The organism is Caballeronia ptereochthonis (assembly GCF_001545075.1).
Classification (GTDB): Bacteria; Pseudomonadota; Gammaproteobacteria; order Burkholderiales; family Burkholderiaceae; genus Caballeronia; species Caballeronia ptereochthonis.
Map to the genome: position 1 here is coordinate 199035 of NZ_FCOB02000008.1, position 18832 is coordinate 217866.

The window sequence follows — 18832 nt, forward strand, 5'->3', positions numbered from 1 at the left end:
CCCGCGCGGGGCGTGAACTATCATTGAAGCATGGCGGCATCGTGAAGCGGGAGGGCGCCATGTTCGATATATCGAGCGTACTCGTCGGTCTTGCGGGGCTGGCGGCCATCAGCATCGTCTTGCTCGCGCACGACTGGCGCGACGAGCATCGCGCGCGCATGGCGGCACGCGAGCGCGCGCATCGGCATCCATTGCGCGCGTGGTGGTTGCGGCATCGTCATTGAGCGATGCGCTGAAACTTCGCGGCGGCTAGGCGCCCTGAGGCTTGGCCGTCTGACCGCCTGCGGCGACGGCAGGCGCATTCGCGGCGGCGATGCGCTCGCGCTCCTTTCTGATTTCTTCGTCGTGCGCGCGCGCGGCGGCCTCGAACGTGTCGATATGCAGGTACAGCCGATGCACCGTCTGAATCTGCGTGTGCGAGAGATGTGACTGGCGCATGATGGATGCGAGCCGCTCGCGCCAGTACGAGGGCGGCAGCAATGGACCGCCGAGATCGCACGACAACGAACGACGCAGCACCAGTTCGAGGTGCGTCAGGTCCTGGTCTGCCAGCAACGCCGAAAACGCGCCTTGGGGCTTGATATCGGGGAAATGGTCCATTACTCCGATGGCGGCGCGCCCGAGAGAAACTTGATAGGCATAAACCCTTATTTGTCGGATTTTTTCTCTGCGCCCTCGAGCTTTTCTTCTCGACGCACCCGATGCCGCCGGCCGCGTTTGCTATACTCTGCGCTCGCTCGCCGACGCATCGGCGAGCCGCGGTCCGCTCCCCGTAGTTCAATGGATAGAACGAGTGCCTCCTAAGCGCTAGATGCAGGTTCGATTCCTGCCGGGGGGACCACGATTCCCCGCGCCGCGCCTTGCGGCCCCTCACTTCCCGCCTCGTCAGCATTCCGGCCGCATTGAACCGTAAGCGGTTTCCCGCCGATAATGCGACCACTTCGGCAACACCATCACGGCTCGCGCTCATGACGGAAATCGAATCCGCGGTGCTCGTCTTCATTCTCCTGCTGGCCGCCACCGGTCTCGGCGCGATGGTGCGGCCCCTGTTGCCCGAGGAGCACAAGGCGCAGGAGACCGTGCAGCTGATCCAGTTGCTCGTCGGCATGCTGGTGACCTTCGCGGCGCTCGTGCTCGGCCTGCTGACCGCATCCGCGAAAACCATCTTCGACACCACCAATAACGACGTGCGCAGCTACGCGACCTCGATCATCGAGCTCGACCGCGCCATGCGCGACTACGGCAGCGACCTCGATCACGCGCGCGCCCTCCTGCGCTCGTACACGGCGGCGGCGATCGCGAGCACCTGGCCGCACGAGCCGCGTCCGCCGGGCAATGACTATCCGAACGTCGAGCCGTCGAAGAAGGACGAAGATCTGGCGAGCAGCACGCTCGGCGCGATGTTGAGCCGTGGCCAGCACGAAGTGCGCATGCTCCAGCCGCACGACGCCTATCACCACGCGCTCGCCGCCGAGAGCGCCGCGCGCTTCGAGCAACTGATCGCACTGCGCTGGAAGCTGATCGAGGAGGCGCACGGCTCCATCTCGTACCCGTTCGACCGGATTCTGGTCGGATGGCTGCTCATCATCTTCCTGTGCTTCGGGCTGATCGCGCCGCGCAACGCGCTCTCGCTCGTCACCATCATGCTCGGCGCGCTGTCAATCGCGTCCGCGGTGCTCGTGATCCTCGATCTCGACACGCCCTTCACCGGCCCGATCATGATCGGCAGCCAGCCGATGCGCGACGCGCTCGCCTATCAAAGCCGCTGATGCCTTATTCCGATCCGCGCCTCGTCGCGCTCTACGACACGCTCAATCCTTTCGCTCCCGATACTGCGTTCTATCTCGCCCTGGCCGAAACGGCGGGGCATGTCGTCGATCTCGGATGCGGCACGGGCCTGCTCGCCTGCGAACTGGCGAAGCGCGGTCAGCGCGTGACGGGCATCGATCCGTCGCCGGAGATGCTGCGCGTCGCGCGCTCGCGTCCCGGGGGCGACAAGGTGACCTGGATCGAAGGCGACGCGCTCGCGCTGCCGTTCGCCGGCGCAGCGGATCTGCTCGTGATGACGGGACACGTCGCGCAGGTGTTCCTCGACGATGCGGCGCTGCTCGCGGCGCTCACGGCCGCGCGTCGCGCCGTGCGGCCGGGCGGGCGTATCGCGTTCGAGAGCCGCAATCCGGCGGCGCGGGCGTGGGAGGACTGGACGCCGGACCGTTCGATGCGACGCATCGAGGCGCCCGATGGAAGCGTGGTCGAAGTGTGGCAGGAACGGCGCGAGGAGCCCGACCCGGCGGCGACCAGGCGCGTCGCGTTCACGACGCGCTATCGCTTCATGCCGAAGCCGGGGACGAGCGCCGTCGGGGAAACGCTGAGCGTCACGAGTGAACTGCGCTTTCGCACGCTCGACGAATGGACGCGCTTGCTAAACCGCGCGGGATTCGCGCGGATCGACTGGTATGGAGACTGGAGCCGCGCGCCGGTGGATGAGACGAGCCGCGAGCTGATCGCGGTGGCGCGCCGAGCCTGAACGGATGCCGCCGCGCGCGGGCGCGGCCGCGCAATTCAGAATTCGACGACGACGAAGTCCGCCTTGCCGACGTCGCACAGCGGGCAGCGCCAGTCGGCGGGGATGTCGTCGAAACGGGTGCCGGCGGCGATGCCTTCTTCCGGCAGGCCTTCTTCCTCGTTGTAGATCCAGCCGCAAATCAGGCAGACCCAGCTTTTGTACTCGATGACTTCGCTCACGACAGACTCTTGATTCGAAAGGATAAACGGACCGCACGCGCGACCTGGAGCCGCGCGGCGACCCGGCATCTTACAGGAATCGGCGATGAGCTTCCCTGGTCGCGCCCCAATCGCGACGCCGTGCCGCGGCGCACCGCCCGCAGGATGGCCCCGATACGTGTATCCGAATGCGCGGTGTATGCTTTTCGGGTCGCCCGGCTCCGATCTCGCGCCATCGACCGGTTTCCGTCACTGCTGGGCATAGCGTCGGGGAAGGCGCGGAAGCGCCAACTCTGATCGATACATGGAGAAAACGATGCTGAACAAAACGCTGTTGGGTGCCATGCTGTCGGGCGCGCTTGCGCTGTCATACGTCGGCGCGGCGCATGCGCAGGCCCGCGTCTATTTCGTCGAGCCCAAGGACGGCGCAACCGTCACGAGCCCCGTCCATGTGAAATTCGGCGTCGACGGGATGTCGGTGGCGCCGGCCGGAACGATGACCGAAGGCACGGGCCATCATCATCTGCTGATCGACGGCAAGCCGCTTCCGAAGGGCACGGTCATTCCCGCGAACGACACGTCGCTGCACTTCGGCAAGGGCCAGACCGAGGCCGATGTGAAGCTGCCGCCCGGCGATCACACGCTGACGATGCAGTTCGGCGACGGTGCGCATCGCTCCTACGGGCCGGAAATGAGCCAGACGATCAAGGTGCACGTCCAGTAACGGCGCTTTCGCATGCATCGGAAGGCCGCCACGGACGCGCTTCGAGCGGCCTTTTTGCATACATGGGGCTGGACGGGAGACGCCGGCGCGCCTCGTCCGTTCGGCCGATGCGAGCCGCGCCCCGTGCCGCGCCCGGTACAATGACCGCTTCCCTCGGTTGTCAGGTTTCTCGCCGACTGTTCGCTATTCATCCGGTTTTCCCATGTCGCTTTATTCCATTACGGACGCGCAACTCGCGTTCGGCCACGTCGCATTGCTCGACCATGCCGATTTCTCGCTCGAAGCGGGCGAGCGCGTCGGGCTGATCGGCCGCAACGGCGCGGGCAAGTCGTCGCTTCTGAAGATCGTGGCCGGTCTCGCCGCGCCCGATGACGGCCTCGTCACGCGTCAGAGCGAGCTCACCACCGTCTACGTGCCGCAGGAGCCCGAGTTCGATCTCGACGCCTCCGTGTTCGATGTCGTCGCCTCGGGGCTCACCGAAGCACGCGCGCTGCTGGCCGAGTACGACGCCGTGGCGCACGCGCTCGCGGACACGCCCGAAGGCGCGCAGCACGACGCGTTGCTTGCGCGCATGAACGCGCTGCAATCGGCGCTCGATACGCGCGATGCGTGGAACTGGCGCACGCGCGTCTCGACGACGCTCGCGCAGATCGGCCTCGACGGCGACGCGCGCACCGGCGCGTTGTCCGGCGGCATGCGCAAGCGCGTGGCGCTGGCGCGCGCGCTCGTCGTGCAGCCCGAGGTGCTCCTGCTCGACGAGCCGACCAACCATCTCGACTTCGAAGGCATTCGCTGGCTGGAAGAGCTGCTCGTCACCTTGCGCACCGGCCTGCTGTTCATCACGCACGACCGCGCGTTTCTCGATCGCGTGGCGACGCGCATCGTCGAACTGGATCGCGGGCGCCTGCTGTCGTATCCCGGCAACTTCAGCGCGTATCAGACGCGCAAGGCGCAGCAGCTCGAAGTCGAAAAAGTCGAGCAGGAGAAGTTCGACAAGCTGCTCGCGCAAGAGGAAGTGTGGATTCGCAAGGGCGTCGAGGCGCGGCGCACGCGCAGCGTCGGACGCATCGCGCGGCTGGTCGAGATGCGCCGCGAGCGCGCCGAGCGCCGCAACGTGCAGGGCAACGTGAAGCTCGATGTCGGTCAGGGCGAGAAGTCCGGCAAGATCGTCGCCGAGCTCACCGACGTGACGAAGCGCTACGGCGAACGCACCATCGTCGACCGCTTCACGGCCACGGTGATGCGCGGCGACAAGATCGGTCTCGTCGGGCCGAACGGCGCGGGCAAGACGACGCTCCTGAAGCTCATCCTCGGCGAGCTGCAGCCCGACGAAGGCCGCGTGCGCACCGGCACCAACATTCAGGCCGCGTACTTCGACCAGATGCGCGCGCAACTCGATCTCGACAAGTCGCTCGCCGACACCATCAGCCCCGGCAGCGAATGGGTCGAAGTAAACGGCGTGAAGAAGCACGTGATGAGCTATCTCGGCGACTTCCTCTTTGCGCCGGAGCGCGCGCGCTCGCCGGTGCGCTCGCTGTCGGGCGGCGAGCGCAATCGCCTGCTGCTCGCGCGGCTCTTCGCGCGGCCCGCGAACATCCTCGTGCTGGACGAGCCGACCAACGACCTCGACATTCCCACGCTCGAACTGCTCGAAGAGCTGCTGGCGGATTACGAAGGGACCGTGTTGCTCGTGAGCCACGACCGCGCGTTCCTGGACAACGTCGTGACTTCGGTGTTCGCGGCGGAAGGCGGCGGCAAGTGGCGCGAGTATGTCGGCGGCTTCTCCGACTGGCAGGTTCAGCGCGAACGTTCGGAGCGTATCGCGGAGGAGGCGGCGCGCCAGAGCGCGAAGGAAGCCCCCAGGGACGACGCGCCCAAGGAAAGCGCGGCGGGCCGCAATGCGCAGCGCACCGTGAAGCTCTCGTTCAAGGAGCAGCGCGAACTGGAGGCGCTGCCGGCGCGCATCGCCGAGCTCGAGGAGGAGCAGAAGGCGATCGGCGCGCAGCTCGAGGACGGCTCGATCTTCGCGAAGGACGCGAAGGAAGGCGCGCGGCTTTCGGAGCGGCACGCGGCGATCGAAGAGGAATTGCTCTTCGCGCTCGAGCGCTGGGAAGAGCTGGAAGCGAAGCGCGGCTAAGCGCTCGGGCCAGGCGCGCGCCACGATCGTTTTATGCTCCCGAGGTGGGCGCGGCGAGCGAAAACCGCTATTCTCTCAGCGCGGCCGGGGGCGACGGACAGGGCCAGAGCCTTGCCCGACGCGCCTTCAGCCAGGCAAATCGTTAAGCAGGATCCAGGCATTCGACGGCAGTTCGGGCGTTCCGCCGTGACATTTCCCGCAAGGACGCCCGACGCCGGATCAACGTTCAACTATGTCCACGAAAAAATCCAGCCCAATGGCCACAGGCACGGACCGCGGCAAACGCACGGTCATGAGCGCCAAGGCGGCCGGCTACAGCGAAGCGTCGATCAAGGTGCTGAAGGGCCTCGAGCCCGTCAAGCAGCGCCCCGGCATGTACACGCGCACGGAGAATCCGCTGCACATCATTCAGGAAGTCATCGACAACGCTTCGGACGAAGCGCTCGGCGGCTTCGGCAAGCAGATCATCGTGACGCTGCATGCGGACAACTCCGTCTCCGTCGAGGACGACGGGCGCGGCATTCCCTTCGGCATGCATCCAGAGGAAGGCGTGCCGGTCGTCGAGATCGTGTTCACGCGGCTGCACGCGGGCGGCAAGTTCGATAAAGCCGCCGGCGGCGCCTATACGTTCTCGGGCGGCTTGCACGGCGTCGGCGTCTCGGTGACGAACGCGCTCGCCACGCGCCTCGAAGTGACGGTCTGGCGCGACAACAAGGTCGCGCAGCTCGCGTTCTCCAACGGCGATGTCGTCGAAGCACTCACGACGCGCGCAGCCGAACGCGGCGCAAAGAAGAGCGGCACGCGCGTGCGCGCCTGGCCGAATCCGAAATACTTCGATTCCGCCAATCTGCCGCTTGGCGAACTGCAGCGCCTCCTGCGCTCGAAGGCGGTGCTGCTGCCGGGCGTCGAAGTGGCGCTCGTGATCGAAAAGACCGGCGAGCGTCAGAGCTGGAAATACGAAGACGGCCTGCGCGGCTATCTGCTCGAAGGCATGGGCGGCAGCGAACTGCTGATTCCGCTTTTCGAAGGCGAGCGCTACGCGGAAAGCTCGCGTTCGAGCGAGGAAACCTTCGCGGAAGGCGAGGGTGCGTCGTGGGTCGTCGCGTGGAGCGAGGAAGGCCCGCTGCTGCGCGAATCGTATGTGAACCTCATTCCGACGCCCGCGGGCGGCACGCACGAATCCGGCCTGCGCGACGGTCTGTTCCAGGCGGTCAAGAACTTCGTCGAGATTCACAATCTGCAGCCGAAGGGCGTGAAGCTGCTCGCGGAAGACGTGTTCGCGCGCGTGTCGTTCGTGCTGTCGGCGAAGGTGCTCGATCCGCAGTTCCAGGGGCAGATCAAGGAGCGTCTCAATAGCCGCGACGCCGTGAAGCTCGTGTCGTCGTTCTCACGGCCGGCGCTGGAGTTGTGGCTGAACCAGCACGTCGAGTATGGCAAGAAGCTCGCGGAGCTCGTGATCCGTCAGGCGCAGGCGCGCACGCGCGCAGGCCAGAAGGTCGAGAAAAAGAAGAGCTCGGGCGTGGCCGTCCTGCCCGGCAAGCTGACCGATTGCGAATCGACCGACATCGCGCGCAACGAGCTCTTTCTCGTCGAGGGCGATTCGGCCGGCGGCTCCGCGAAGATGGGCCGCGACAAGGAGTTCCAGGCCATTCTGCCGCTGCGCGGCAAGGTGCTGAACACGTGGGAGACGGAACGCGACCGGCTCTTCGCCAACAACGAAGTGCATGACATTGCTGTTGCAATCGGCGTCGACCCGCATGGTCCGGACGAGCGGATCGACATCTCGAACCTGCGCTACGGCAAGATCTGCATCCTGTCGGACGCGGACGTCGACGGCGCGCACATTCAGGTGCTCCTGCTCACGCTCTTCTTCAAGCACTTCCCGCAACTGATCGAGCGCGGCCATGTCTGCGTCGCGCGCCCGCCGCTCTTTCGCGTCGATGCGCCCGCGCGCGGCAAGAAGCCCGCGCAGAAGCTCTACGCGCTCGACGAGGGCGAGCTCGAGGCGATCCTCGACAAGCTGCGCAAGGACGGCGTGCGCGAATCGCAATGGACGATCAGCCGTTTCAAGGGTCTCGGCGAAATGAGCGCTGAACAGCTCTGGGACACGACGATGAACCCTGACACGCGCCGTCTGCTGCCGGTCGGTCTGGGCGATCTCGGCTTCGACCTCACCGTCTCGCGCATGACGATGCTGATGGGCAAGGGCGAAGCGGCGTCGCGCCGCAGCTGGCTCGAAGAGAAGGGCAACGAGGTCGAAGCGGACATCTGACGCTGATCGATCTCGCTGACCGCAAGCAACGCACAACGGATATTCGATGGGAATCACAGACGATCTCTTCGCCGATCAGGAAGCGGCACCCGATGGCGAACAACTGACGCTCGGCGATTACGCCGAGCGCGCTTATCTCGACTACGCGGTGAGCGTGGTCAAGGGCCGCGCGCTGCCCGATGTCTGCGACGGGCAGAAGCCCGTGCAGCGCCGCATTCTCTACGCGATGAGCGAGATGGGGCTGGCCGCCAACGCGAAGCCGGTGAAGTCGGCGCGCGTGGTCGGCGATGTTCTGGGCAAGTATCACCCGCACGGCGATCAATCCGCCTACGACGCGCTCGTGCGTCTCGCGCAGGACTTCTCGATGCGCTATCCGCTCATCGACGGTCAGGGCAACTTCGGCTCGCGCGACGGCGACGGCGCGGCGGCCATGCGTTACACAGAAGCGCGTCTGACGCCGATCGCCCGTCTCCTGCTCGATGAAATCGATCAGGGCACGGTCGATTTCATGCCGAACTACGACGGCTCGTTCGAGGAGCCGAAGCTGTTGCCCGCCCGTTTGCCGTTCCTGCTGCTGAACGGTGCATCGGGCATCGCGGTCGGTCTGGCGACCGAGATTCCGTCGCACAACCTGCGCGAAGTCGCGCAAGCGGCGGTCGCGATGATCCGCGATCCGAAGATCGGTCACGCTGGCCTGATGGAGAAACTGCCCGGGCCGGATTTCCCCGGCGGCGGGCAGATCATCTCGTCGCAGGCGGAAATCTCCGCCGCGTATGAAACGGGCCGCGGCAGCCTGAAGGTGCGCGCGCGCTGGAAGATCGAGGATCTCGCGCGCGGTCAGTGGCAGCTCGTCATCACCGAGCTGCCGCCGAGCACGTCGGGCCAGAAGGTGCTCGAGGAAATCGAGGAACTCACCAACCCGAAGATCAAGCTCGGCAAGAAGACGCTCACGCCCGAGCAGATCCAGACCAAGCAATCGATGCTCGCGCTGCTCGACGCCGTGCGCGACGAGTCCGGCAAGGACGCGCCCGTGCGTCTCGTGTTCGAGCCGAAGTCGAGCCGCATCGATCAGACGGAATTCGTCAACTCGCTGCTCGCGCATACGAGCCTCGAATCGAATGCGGCGATCAACCTCGTGATGATCGGCGCGGATGGACGTCCGCGGCAGAAGGGCATCGTCGAGATCCTGCACGAGTGGGTCGGCTTCCGCTTCGTCACCGTGACGCGGCGCACGCAGCATCGTCTCTCCAAGGTCAACGACCGCATCCATATTCTCGAAGGGCGGATGATCGTCTTCCTGAATATCGATGAAGTCATTCGCATCATCCGCGAAGCCGAGGAGCCGAAGCAGGCGCTGATCGCGCGCTTCAATCTGTCGGACCGGCAGGCGGAAGACATCCTCGAAATCCGTCTGCGTCAGTTGGCGCGGCTCGAGGCGATCAAGATCGAGCAGGAGCTGTCCGAGTTGCGCGACGAGAAAACGAAGCTCGAGGAACTGCTCAACAGCGATGCCGCGATGAAGCGCCTGCTCATCAAGGAGATCGAAGCGGACGCGAAGCAATTCGGCGACGATCGCCGCACCCTGATCCAGCAGGAGAAGCGCGCGACATTCGAGGCGCGCGTCGTCGACGAGCCGGTGACGGTGGTCGTGTCGCAGAAGGGCTGGGTGCGCGCGCTGAAGGGCCACGGGCTCGATCCGGCGGGCTTCACCTTCAAGCAGGGCGACGGTCTCTATGCGGCGTTCCAGGCGCGCACGCCGGATTCGCTCATCGCGTGGGGCAGCAAGGGGCGCGTGTATTCGGTGCCGGTGGCGTCGCTGCCGGGCGGGCGTGGCGACGGCGTGCCGGTGACGTCGCTCATCGAGCTCGAATCGGGCACGCATCTGCTGCATTACTTCGCGGCGAACGCGGAGCAGCAGCTTCTGCTGGCGTCGAGCAACGGCTTCGGCTTCATCGCCCGGCTCGGCGACATGGTGAGCCGTCAGAAGGCGGGCAAGGCGTTCATGACGATCGACGAAGGCGCCGTGCCGCTCGCGCCGATGCCCGTGGTGCCGGGCGCGACCTATGTCGCGTGCCTGTCGAGCGGGGGGCGCCTGCTCGTCTTCGGCATGGACGAGATGAAGACGCTCTCGGGCGGCGGCCGCGGCGTCACGCTGATGGCGCTCGACGCGAAGGAGACGCTGCGCCAGGCGCTCGCGATCGATGCGCGCGGCGTCGTGATGATCGGCACCGGACGCGGCGGCAAGGTGAGGGACGAGAAGCTCACGGGCTCGCAGTTGCAACTGCATCTCGGCAAGCGCGCGAGGAAAGGGCGCGCGCCGGATTCTTCGTTGAGGGTGACGGACCTGCGGCCGGTTTTCGAGGGGTGAAAACGTGATGGACCGTCACTAACGTTCATTTGCGCGACGTCAGGGAAGCGCAGGTCTCGACCATCGAGGAAAAATCCTCGACGCCGGTTTGCTACCCGAGAAGCCCGCCTCGTGCGGGCTTCTTTGCATCTTGCGTCAAGTGTCTCGACATTCGGAAAATTAATCATTTGAACGCTCGCGCGGAGCGGACAGACTCCTGCCCTAGAAGTCACGAAGCTTCGGGGCAGCCATCATTGCCTTGGCGCTTGCCCGAACGACGCGGGGTGACGATATTCCCAAATGGGTATAATCTGCGGTCAAGCGATGGAAGAGCGCGAAGTCAAGCCACTATATTGGGTCGCTTCCTCGAAGCGGGACCTTAAAACGATGCCGACGCACGTGCAGGACACTTTCGGCTTCGCATTGCATCAGGCACAGGCAGGCAGGAAGCACGATCAGGCGAAACCATTGAAGGGCTTCGGGTCTGCGGGCGTGCTGGAGGTGGTCGAAACGTCGCAGGACGGTACCTACCGTGCTGTTTATACGGTGAAGTTCGTGCACGCGATCTACGTGCTGCACTGTTTCCAGAAGAAGTTGACGCGTGGCATCGCCACACCGAAACCGGACATCGATATCGTTCGAGCGCGGCTGAAAGCGGCGCAAGCCCATGCTGCAGGAGAAGGCGATGGTCGAGATTGAAAAAGGCAGCGGCAACGTCTACGCCGACCTGGGCATGGCCGACGCCGACGAAATGCGGGTCAAGGCGCAACTCGCTGGCAAGATAGGCGAAATAATCAAGGCACGGCGCTGGACGCAACAGCGAGCGTCCGAGGTGCTAGGCATCAGTCAGCCCAAGCTTTCACAACTGCTGCGCGGCCAGTTCCGCGGCATCAGCGAGGCGAAGATGCTGGAGTTGCTGGCACTTCTGGGCCGCAACGTCCAGATTGTCGTAGGTCCGGCGCGACGTTCCACCAAAGCGGGACGGGTGGAAGTCGTGTTTGCCGCGTAACGGCGCTTTACGGCAGATGCGGTCTGTTTCCTCCGTGGATCGAAACCCGCCTTGCGGACGTCCTGGTTCTTGAGTGCAGACCTCGCCGCGGGGCTGTTCTTAGGTTCTCGAATCATCCGGTGTTGACCGTGAGTGTCGTCACGGCTGCTCGCCAGATCATAAATATCCGCAATGAAGGGAACTCCCTTCGCAACGCGCATTCCTAGTCTTTGGCGTCCGAGCGACCGACTACGCGCCGCTCCGACTCAATCTCGGATCGAAGTGCATGTGCCGGTGCGTGCCCGCGACTTTCACGGCATTCGCCGATCAACTCAAAAAGACTTAAAGCATTCCCGGAATCCTCAATGAACAAAGCCATCGAAGCGGCGCTCTTTCTGCACTTGCTCGGCGTAGCCGTATGGATCGGCGGGATGGTCTTCGCGCATTTCTGCCTGCGTCCCGCGCTTGGCGATCTCGCGCCGCAGTTGCGCCTGCCGCTTTGGGAGTCGGTCTTCGCGCGCTTCTTCAAGTGGGTCGCGGGCGCGGTGCTGGTGATTCTGCTCACGGGCGGTTTCCTGCTCATGCAGTTCGGCGGCGCTCATGCGGGGTGGCCGCTGCATGCGATGGCCGGACTCGGCATCGTGATGATGCTGATCTTCGGGCACATCCGCTTCGCCGTGTTCCCGCGCATTCGCCGTGCGGTGCAGGCGCAGAACTGGCCCGACGGAGCGAGGGCGGTCGGAACGGTGAGACGGCTTGTCGTGATCAATCTCGTGCTCGGCGTCGTGACCATCGGCACGGCTGTGTTGTCGCGCGGGTTCTGATCCTGGCCTTTTAGCCCGGGGAGTTCGCCGAGGCGGGCATCATCGCTTTGATCACACGCCGCGTTCGTCACTGAGCGCGGTGCTGGACTCGTGTCCCGCATCCTTGCGCGCACGCGGCGATTGCCCGCGCGGCCGGCCGCACGTGCCGAAGCGATCGAGCAGCGTCTGCACGCCATCCGCCGGCACGGGCCGCGAGAACAGGAAGCCTTGCGCTTCCACCGGCCCCAATGCCGCGAGCCACGCTATCTGTTCCTCCCGCTCCGTGCCTTCCACGACAACCGTCAATCCCAGCGAGCGCGCCAGGTTGACGATGGCCGAGACCATCACGCAGACGCTGCGATCCTCGGGAATGGCCTGAATGAACGAGCGATCCACCTTCAGCGTGTCGACCGAGAAGCGGTTCAGATACGACAGCGAGGAATACCCCGTGCCGAAGTCGTCCAGCGCGATGCGCACGCCCAGGCGCTTCAGCGCCACGATCTTCTCCTGCACGAGCTCGGGATATTCCACCATTACTGTCTCGGTGATTTCGAGCTCGAGCTTGTCGGGCGGAATGCCGCTCTCTTCGATCGCGCGCGCGACCGTCTCCAGCAGATCGCCACGCCAGAACTGCACGGCCGAGATGTTCACGGCAAGCGACAGGCCCGTGTAGCCGTCGCGCTGCCATTGGGCGAGCTGCTTGCAGGCGGTGTGAATCACGAAGTCGCCGACCGCGACGATGAGCCCCGTCGATTCCGCCACCGGAATGAACTCGTTCGCCGGAATGAGCCCGTGCTGCGGATGGTTCCAGCGCGCGAGCGCCTCGAAGCCGGTGATGCAGCGGCGCGCCAGATCGATCTTCGGCTGATAGACGAGAAAGAGCTGCGCTTCCGTCAGCGCGACGCGCAGTTGCTGTTCCCACTTCATCAGATGATCCGCGCGATGTGACAGCTGCGGCGAATAGAACTGATAGCAGTTCCTGCCCGCGTCCTTCGCGCTGTACATCGCGAGGTCGGCCTTCTTCAGGAGATCGATCTCGCTCTCGTTCGACACCGAGAAGAGCGCGATGCCGATGCTCGCATGCAGCACGAACGCGCTGCCGCGCACGTCGAACGGCGTGGCGAACATCGTCGAGATGTCGTCGGCGAGCGTGACCGCGCGCTGCTCGACGTCGTCGCCCTTCACGACGACGACGAACTCGTCGCCGCCGATGCGCGAGAGCGTGCCGCTCTGGCCGACCGTTTCCGCGAGGCGCGAAGCTGTCATTTGCAGCACGATGTCGCCGGCGTTGTGACCGAGCGTGTCGTTCACGGTCTTGAAGTTGTCGAGATCGATGAAGAGCAGCGCGAGCCGCCCGATGTTCTCCGGCTGAGCCACTTCCTGCCGCAGCGCGCGCAGCGTCGAGTAGCGGTTGCGCAAGCCGGTGAGCAGATCGTATTCGACGAGATGCGTCATCTCGCGCTCGCGTCCGAGCAGCTTGCCGATCAAACCCGTCGCCACCGCGAAGAAGCCGAGCATCGCGAGCGAGATGAAGCTCGCCATCAACAGATAGACGTTGCGCGTGTGGTTGTAGTCGGTCAACTCCTCGCGCTCGGAGAGGCCGACGAGCACGCCGAGCGGATAACCGTCGATATGCCGGTACGAGACGATGCGCTTCACGTGATCGATCGGATCGACATAGATGCCCGATGCGTGCTCGGAAGTCGGATAGACGCCGCTCGCGCTGAACGCCGCGTGGGTGCGTTCGTTCGCGGCGTTGCGCGCGCCGCGAGCGACCGCGTTGGCCGCCGCGCTTTCTGCCAGTCCGCCGCCCGTGCTGCGCGCGAGCACGGAGCCGTTGTCCGACACGACAGCGATCACGCCCTCGCGGCCGATCGACGCGACGTTGTAGAAGTCGTTCGTGAAGTACGCCGGATCTTCCGATACGACCACGACGCCCGCAAACGAGCCGTCCGGATGATTGAGCCGGCGCGTGATCTGCAATGTCCATAGTCCGGAGACGCGCCCGCGCACCGGGCGGCTGATGTAGAGCAGATCGTCGTTGGAATGCGCGTGCACCCTGAAGTGCTCGCGATCGGACAGATCGATGGGTTTCGGATGCGGGTCCGCGGTCGTGGCGGTGAGCGTGCCGTACTCGTCGATCAGCGATACCTGCACGAGGGTGTCGCTCTGCACGACGCCTTTCTCGACCGTCGAGATCAGATCGAAGTTGTCAGGCGACTTCTCGTACTCGTATTTGACGAAGCGCGTGATCTGGTCGACCTGGTGAATCGCCTTGATGGTGTGCTGCTCGAGCGCCGACGAAAGGATGGCGGCGGAGGCCATCGACTCGTGCGTCGTCGCCTCGCGCTCGACCGACAGCCGCGCGAAGATCACCGCCCACAGCAGCGCCAGCACGAAAGTGCCGAGCACCGGAATCGCCAGCAGCGCGCGCCGCCGCCGCGCCGATGGCGCGCCGAGCAGGGTGTCGGTGGCGGCGTACGAGCGCATGCGCTTCATGGCGCGTCCTGCAACGCAGAATCGCGTAGCGCCCGGCATGCTGCGAACTGCGCGAGGTGTATAAAGCGATGCATGTTCTGAGGCGTTCGGCCGAAACGAATGACTATACCGCGCGCGGCGCGCAATGGACGATCGGCGGATATGTGGTCCATAGCCCGATCCACGGCGCGCTCCACGTCGATACGCGCCGCAACGGCCGTTCGGCGATCTCTCTTGCGCAGCGGCGCACGAACCCGCCATGAGCGTGACGGCGACCGTTCGGTCTCTTCAGAAGCATACGTTTGCGCTGCGGCGCAAGCGGCTCACTTCCACGACGCACACCGTCGATGTGAACCGCGACTGATTTCCGATCCCCGATTGTTCAGATATTAGCGAAGGCTCCGGGTTTAAGAAAGGGGCGGGTGTTGGGGGTATACGCGCGGCCCGGACCGCGCGCAGATCACTGTTTCAAATACCGAATGTGCCGTCGATGATCGTTACCGAGCGGCCGCCGATCCACACCGGCGCGCCGCTCGCGTCATCGTCATAAGTGATGCTCACGCGTCCGTCGCGGCCGAGCGCGGTGCCCTGGCGCACGGTGAACGAAGCGCCGGGCCGCCTGCCCTGCGCGCTCAGGAGCGTCGCGAGCGCCGCGTTCGCGCTGCCCGTGACCGGATCCTCGATGTTCTCCGCGCCGAGCAGGATCACGCGCAGCTCGAACGTCGCCGGGCCGCCGGGCGCGTGCGGCCCGTACACCGCGATGCCGTGCGTGCCCGCTTCGGCGATCAGCGCCGCGAGCGATTCGCGTGCATGGCCGTGCAGGGACATCGCAAGACATTGCGCCGCGTCCCGCATGCGCACGACGAGCCAGGGCGCGCCGTTGTTCACGGCCGCGGGCGGCGCGCTGAAATCGATTACGGCGGCGCCAAGCGCGGCGGCGAGGCGTTCGTTCTGCGCGTCGGTCAGCGGCACGATGCTTGCCGGCGGCGCGGCGAAAGCCCACTCGCCGTCGGCGCGCTCGCTAAGCGCGACGAGCCCGACGCCGCATTCCTGCACGAGCCGGCCGGGCGTCTTCGGCGTGTAGCCGCTGTCGATGAGCGCATGCGCGCTGCCGAGCGTCGGATGGCCCGCGAACGGCAGCTCGACCGCGGTCGTGAAGATGCGCACGCGATAGTCGGCGCGCGGATCGGTCGGCGGCAGGAGGAACGCGGTCTCCGACAGATTGGTCCAGCGCGCGATTTCCTGCATGCGCTCGGTGGACAGACCTTCGGCGTCGAAGATCACGGCGAGCGGATTGCCCTTGAACGGAACGGGCGTGAAGACGTCGACCTGCTTGAACTGGACGGTGCGTGAGGACATGGGCTGTTGCCTGGTTTCGTTGAAGGCACAAAAAAACCCGACGCGCGGACGCGTCGGGTTTCGCTTGCAAGCGATAAAGACGCGCTTACGCGACTTCCGCGATCAGCTCGATCTCTACGCACGCGCCGAGCGGAATCTGCGCGACGCCGAACGCGGAGCGCGCATGCTTGCCCGCATCGCCGAAGACTTCCGCGATCAGCTCGGACGCGCCGTTCGTCACGATGTGCTGCTCGGTGAAATCGGGCGTCGAGTTCACGAGGCTCATCACCTTGACGATGCGCTTCACCTTGTTGAGGTCGCCGACGTGCGCATGCAGCGTCGCGATCAGATCGATGGCCACGCTGCGCGCGGCGGCCTTGCCTTCTTCCGTGGCGATGCTGGCGCCGAGCTTGCCGACGTGCACCTTGCCGTCCTTCTTCGCGATATGTCCCGACAGATACACAGTGTTGCCGCTTTGCGCGCTCATCACGTAAGCGGCAGCGGGCGCGCCCGCCGCAGGCAGGTCGATGCCGAGTTCCTTCAGCTTGTCATACACGTTGGATGCCATCGGTTGCTCCTGTAACTGGATGAAAGGGCGCAGGTGCGCCCCGAGGAATCAGATGCTCGCGCGAATCAGTGCGCCGAGCCGGGCCACGCCTTCGTCGATCGTCGCGGGCGGCACCGTCACGAACGACAGGCGCATCGTATTGTGTTCCGGCTCGTTCGCGAAGAACGGACCGCCCGGCACGAAGGCCACATTCTGCGCGATGGACTGCTCGAGGAGCTTCATCGAGTCGATGTGCTTCGGCAGCTTCACCCACACGAACATGCCGCCTTCCGGCCGGTTCCATTCGACTCCGGCGGGCATGTGGCGTTCCAGCGCGTCGAGCATCGCCTGGCACTGGTCGCGATAGAGCGCGCGGATGGTCGGCACGTGCCGGTCGAGGAAGCCGTCCTTCACCACCTCGTACACGATGCGCTGCGTGAGGCTCGGCGTGTGCAGGTCGGTCGCCTGCTTGGCCTGCACGAGCTTGAAGTGCAATTCCTCGGGCGCGATGATGTAGCCCACGCGCAGGCCGGGCGCCAGCACCTTCGAGAACGAGCCGAGATGCACGATGTGATCCGGCGCCATCGAGAGCAATGTCGGCAGCGGCGCGCCGGCGTAGTCGAGCGCACCGTAGGGATCATCCTCGATCACCGGGAACGCTGCCTTCTGCGCGAACGCGGCGAGCGCACGGCGGCGCTCGAGCGGCAGGCGGCGGCCGGTCGGGTTCTGGAAGTTGGGTTGCGCGTAGAGCAGGCGCGCGTTCGCCGTGAGCGCGGCATCGAGGCTTTCGGGAATGAGGCCGGATTCGTCCGTCGGCACCTGCGCGTACTCCGGCTCGAAGAGCGAGAACGACTGCAGCGCGCCGAGGTACGTCGGCGTCTCGACGAGCACGCGGCTGCCCGGATCGACGAGCGTCTTGCCCAGCAGATCGAGCGCCTGTTGCGATCCGGTCGTGATGAGCACCTGAGTCGGACGGATATGCGCGCCGTTCACCGAATAGCGCGCCGCGACCCATTCGCGCAGCGGCATGAAGCCTTCGGTCGCACTGTACTGGAGCGCCGCCGAGGGCTGGTCGCGCAGGATGCGCTCCGAGGCGTGGCGCATCTCCTCGACGGGAAACGTCGCGGGCGAGGGCAGGCCGCCCGCGAAGGAAATGACCTCCGGCCGCTCCGTGACCTTCAGGATTTCGCGAATCGCCGAACTGGTGAGCTTGCGTGCGCGTTCGGAAAGTTGCCACGGCGTGGCGCGGAGATCGGCTTGATTCATGAAATGCCTCGGTTGTCTCTGGGGTTATGTCTCGCGCGGCGCGGGCCGCGTGTTTTTCGATTCTGGGCTGACGAGGAACTGCAAACCGCAATTATCGCGCGAGCGCGTCATCTTGCGTGCGTCGCTCGGGCCGAGCCGGGCGCGACCATCGCTTGCGGCGGCGCGGGACGCACGGCGGCCTTGCGGCCCAGCACGACGGTCACGATGACGGCGGCCGCATAGAGCCACGTCGATGCGCTCACATGCTCGCCGAAGAAGAGCGCGGAAAGCGCCATCGTGAAGAAGATCTGCAGCAATTGCACCTGCCCGACCCGCGCGATGCCGCCCATCGCGAGCCCGGCGTACCACGCGAAAAAGCCGATGAACTGGGAGAACAGCGTCACGTAGCCGAAGGCGAGCCAGGTCTTGAGCGCGAGCGGCTCGGGGTGCGCCGCGTGATGCGCCCACGCGAGCCAGCCGACCGGCAGCAGGAGAAACGGCGCGGAGAGCACGAGCGCCCAGCAGATCACCTGCCAGCCGCCCATCTGACGCGCGAGCCGCGCGCCTTCCGCGTAGCCGAGCGCGCCGATGCCGACCGCGACCAGCATCAGCAGATCGCCCGCCTGCAGGCCGCCGCCGCCCGCCTGCAGCGCGAACGCGACGACGATCGCACTGCCCGCCACCGCGCTCGCCCAGAACGCCTTCGACGGCCGTTCGTGCGAGAGCCACGCGGCATAGACGGCGACGCACAGCGGCTGCAAACCGTTGACGACCGCGCCGTGCGACGCGGGCACGGTCTTCATGGCCCACGCCGAAAACACCGGAAACGCGATGATGACGCCCAGCGCCACGACCGCGAGGCTCTTGACCTGCGGCCACGTCGGCAGCTTCTCGCGCCGCCAGACGAGCAGGGCGGCGGCGGGAATCGCCGCGACGAGCGCGCGCCCGAGGCCGTTCAGGAGCGGATGCACCTCCGCGACGACGATGCGCGTCATCGGCAGCGTCAGGCTGAAAATGACGACGCCGATCAGGCCCAGCAACATGCCTTCGGTTTCGCGGGTCTTCATCGTGAGGCGGCTCCTTGTTTTCCGGCGCGCGGGGCGTCAGTCAGGGGTGTCGGGTGAATCGGGTTGCGTTGCTTCGGGTTCTTCCGGCGTTTCTGTCTTCTTCACGCGTCGGCGTTTCGCCGCCTGTTGCGCCTCTTCCTCGCGCGCCCGAGCCTGTTCCGC

17 protein-coding genes and 1 tRNA gene are annotated in these 18832 nt (G+C 65.6%); 11 read left to right on the forward strand and 7 right to left on the reverse strand.

Annotated features, from left to right (window positions below):
* Nucleotides 1-59: 59 nt before the first annotated feature.
* The gene (locus AWB83_RS36445; protein WP_159463032.1) at nt 60-224 is read left to right on the forward strand and encodes a hypothetical protein; all 165 of its coding nucleotides are present in this window, start codon (nt 60-62) and stop codon (nt 222-224) included.
* A 25-nt stretch (nt 225-249) separates the two neighbouring features.
* Here AWB83_RS36445 and AWB83_RS10935 read toward each other — a convergent pair whose 3' ends face one another.
* Nucleotides 250-600 carry a hypothetical protein gene (locus AWB83_RS10935; protein ID WP_087045110.1) on the reverse strand — a complete coding sequence of 117 codons (351 nt, stop codon included), beginning with the start codon at nt 598-600 and terminating at the stop codon, nt 250-252.
* Between the two features lie 166 nt (nt 601-766).
* Between AWB83_RS10935 and AWB83_RS10940 the strand changes: the two genes are divergently transcribed.
* From AWB83_RS10940 to AWB83_RS10950, 3 genes are all read left to right on the forward strand, one after another.
* Nucleotides 767-841: transfer RNA gene (locus AWB83_RS10940), tRNA-Arg, on the forward strand.
* A gap of 127 nt (nt 842-968) precedes the next feature.
* On the forward strand, nt 969-1769 hold the full coding sequence (locus AWB83_RS10945) for a bestrophin-like domain (protein WP_087045112.1): 801 nt from the start codon (nt 969-971) through the stop codon (nt 1767-1769).
* On the forward strand, nt 1769-2527 hold the full coding sequence (locus AWB83_RS10950) for a class I SAM-dependent methyltransferase (protein WP_087045114.1): 759 nt from the start codon (nt 1769-1771) through the stop codon (nt 2525-2527). Before AWB83_RS10945 ends, AWB83_RS10950 begins: the two co-directional genes overlap by 1 nt.
* Nucleotides 2528-2562: 35 nt before the next feature.
* On the opposite strand, the gene AWB83_RS10955 is transcribed toward AWB83_RS10950, so the two are convergent.
* Nucleotides 2563-2745, reverse strand: a complete 183-nt coding sequence (locus AWB83_RS10955) for a rubredoxin (RefSeq protein ID WP_087045116.1) — start codon at nt 2743-2745, stop codon at nt 2563-2565.
* A 295-nt stretch (nt 2746-3040) separates the two neighbouring features.
* Between AWB83_RS10955 and AWB83_RS10960 the strand changes: the two genes are divergently transcribed.
* The 7 genes from AWB83_RS10960 to AWB83_RS10990 all read left to right on the forward strand — a co-directional run bounded on the left by AWB83_RS10960 (nt 3041) and on the right by AWB83_RS10990 (nt 12016).
* The gene (locus tag AWB83_RS10960; RefSeq protein ID WP_087045210.1) at nt 3041-3448 is read left to right on the forward strand and encodes a DUF4399 domain-containing protein; all 408 of its coding nucleotides are present in this window, start codon (nt 3041-3043) and stop codon (nt 3446-3448) included.
* Between the two features lie 202 nt (nt 3449-3650).
* On the forward strand, nt 3651-5585 hold the full coding sequence (locus AWB83_RS10965) for an ATP-binding cassette domain-containing protein (RefSeq protein ID WP_087045118.1): 1935 nt from the start codon (nt 3651-3653) through the stop codon (nt 5583-5585).
* Nucleotides 5586-5877: 292 nt separating this feature from the next.
* Entirely contained in the window at nt 5878-7857 is a 1980-nt protein-coding gene (locus AWB83_RS10970; protein WP_087045212.1) for a DNA topoisomerase IV subunit B, read from the forward strand.
* Nucleotides 7858-7903: 46 nt separating this feature from the next.
* Nucleotides 7904-10225 carry a DNA topoisomerase IV subunit A gene (parC, locus tag AWB83_RS10975; protein ID WP_087045120.1) on the forward strand — a complete coding sequence of 774 codons (2322 nt, stop codon included), beginning with the start codon at nt 7904-7906 and terminating at the stop codon, nt 10223-10225.
* Between the two features lie 366 nt (nt 10226-10591).
* Nucleotides 10592-10903, forward strand: coding sequence for a type II toxin-antitoxin system RelE/ParE family toxin (locus AWB83_RS10980; protein WP_374729099.1), 312 nt, complete (start codon nt 10592-10594; stop codon nt 10901-10903).
* Nucleotides 10890-11213, forward strand: coding sequence for a helix-turn-helix domain-containing protein (locus tag AWB83_RS10985; RefSeq protein WP_087045214.1), 324 nt, complete (start codon nt 10890-10892; stop codon nt 11211-11213). Before AWB83_RS10980 ends, AWB83_RS10985 begins: the two co-directional genes overlap by 14 nt.
* 344 nt (nt 11214-11557) lie before the next feature.
* The gene (locus AWB83_RS10990) at nt 11558-12016 is read left to right on the forward strand and encodes a CopD family protein (protein ID WP_087045122.1); all 459 of its coding nucleotides are present in this window, start codon (nt 11558-11560) and stop codon (nt 12014-12016) included.
* 51 nt (nt 12017-12067) lie between these two features.
* Here the strand turns inward: AWB83_RS10990 and AWB83_RS10995 are convergent, their stop codons facing one another.
* From AWB83_RS10995 to AWB83_RS11020, 5 genes are all read right to left on the reverse strand, one after another.
* Entirely contained in the window at nt 12068-14494 is a 2427-nt protein-coding gene (locus AWB83_RS10995; protein ID WP_087045124.1) for a putative bifunctional diguanylate cyclase/phosphodiesterase, read from the reverse strand.
* 447 nt (nt 14495-14941) lie between these two features.
* Nucleotides 14942-15832 carry a PhzF family protein gene (locus AWB83_RS11005; RefSeq protein WP_087045128.1) on the reverse strand — a complete coding sequence of 297 codons (891 nt, stop codon included), beginning with the start codon at nt 15830-15832 and terminating at the stop codon, nt 14942-14944.
* Nucleotides 15833-15917: 85 nt separating this feature from the next.
* Complete coding sequence (locus tag AWB83_RS11010) at nt 15918-16379, reverse strand: RidA family protein (RefSeq protein ID WP_087045130.1); 462 nt, start codon at nt 16377-16379, stop codon at nt 15918-15920.
* A 48-nt stretch (nt 16380-16427) separates the two neighbouring features.
* The gene (locus AWB83_RS11015; protein WP_087045132.1) at nt 16428-17624 is read right to left on the reverse strand and encodes an aminotransferase-like domain-containing protein; all 1197 of its coding nucleotides are present in this window, start codon (nt 17622-17624) and stop codon (nt 16428-16430) included.
* 107 nt (nt 17625-17731) lie between these two features.
* The gene (locus AWB83_RS11020; RefSeq protein WP_087045134.1) at nt 17732-18670 is read right to left on the reverse strand and encodes a DMT family transporter; all 939 of its coding nucleotides are present in this window, start codon (nt 18668-18670) and stop codon (nt 17732-17734) included.
* Nucleotides 18671-18832: the final 162 nt, after the last annotated feature.

Excerpts from the sequence above, each read along its gene's own strand:
- AWB83_RS36445 (WP_159463032.1), top strand. The coding sequence starts at position 60 with ATGTTCGATATATCGAGCGTACTCGTCGGTCTTGCGGGGCTGGCGGCC.
- AWB83_RS10935 (WP_087045110.1), bottom strand. The coding sequence starts at position 600 with ATGGACCATTTCCCCGATATCAAGCCCCAAGGCGCGTTTTCGGCGTTG.
- AWB83_RS10945 (WP_087045112.1), top strand. The coding sequence starts at position 969 with ATGACGGAAATCGAATCCGCGGTGCTCGTCTTCATTCTCCTGCTGGCC.
- AWB83_RS10950 (WP_087045114.1), top strand. The coding sequence starts at position 1,769 with ATGCCTTATTCCGATCCGCGCCTCGTCGCGCTCTACGACACGCTCAAT.
- AWB83_RS10960 (WP_087045210.1), top strand. The coding sequence starts at position 3,041 with ATGCTGAACAAAACGCTGTTGGGTGCCATGCTGTCGGGCGCGCTTGCG.
- AWB83_RS10965 (WP_087045118.1), top strand. The coding sequence starts at position 3,651 with ATGTCGCTTTATTCCATTACGGACGCGCAACTCGCGTTCGGCCACGTC.
- AWB83_RS10970 (WP_087045212.1), top strand. The coding sequence starts at position 5,878 with ATGAGCGCCAAGGCGGCCGGCTACAGCGAAGCGTCGATCAAGGTGCTG.
- parC (WP_087045120.1), top strand. The coding sequence starts at position 7,904 with ATGGGAATCACAGACGATCTCTTCGCCGATCAGGAAGCGGCACCCGAT.
- AWB83_RS10980 (WP_374729099.1), top strand. The coding sequence starts at position 10,592 with ATGCCGACGCACGTGCAGGACACTTTCGGCTTCGCATTGCATCAGGCA.
- AWB83_RS10985 (WP_087045214.1), top strand. The coding sequence starts at position 10,890 with ATGGTCGAGATTGAAAAAGGCAGCGGCAACGTCTACGCCGACCTGGGC.
- AWB83_RS10990 (WP_087045122.1), top strand. The coding sequence starts at position 11,558 with ATGAACAAAGCCATCGAAGCGGCGCTCTTTCTGCACTTGCTCGGCGTA.
- AWB83_RS10995 (WP_087045124.1), bottom strand. The coding sequence starts at position 14,494 with ATGAAGCGCATGCGCTCGTACGCCGCCACCGACACCCTGCTCGGCGCG.
- AWB83_RS11005 (WP_087045128.1), bottom strand. The coding sequence starts at position 15,832 with ATGTCCTCACGCACCGTCCAGTTCAAGCAGGTCGACGTCTTCACGCCC.
- AWB83_RS11010 (WP_087045130.1), bottom strand. The coding sequence starts at position 16,379 with ATGGCATCCAACGTGTATGACAAGCTGAAGGAACTCGGCATCGACCTG.
- AWB83_RS11015 (WP_087045132.1), bottom strand. The coding sequence starts at position 17,624 with ATGAATCAAGCCGATCTCCGCGCCACGCCGTGGCAACTTTCCGAACGC.
- AWB83_RS11020 (WP_087045134.1), bottom strand. The coding sequence starts at position 18,670 with ATGAAGACCCGCGAAACCGAAGGCATGTTGCTGGGCCTGATCGGCGTC.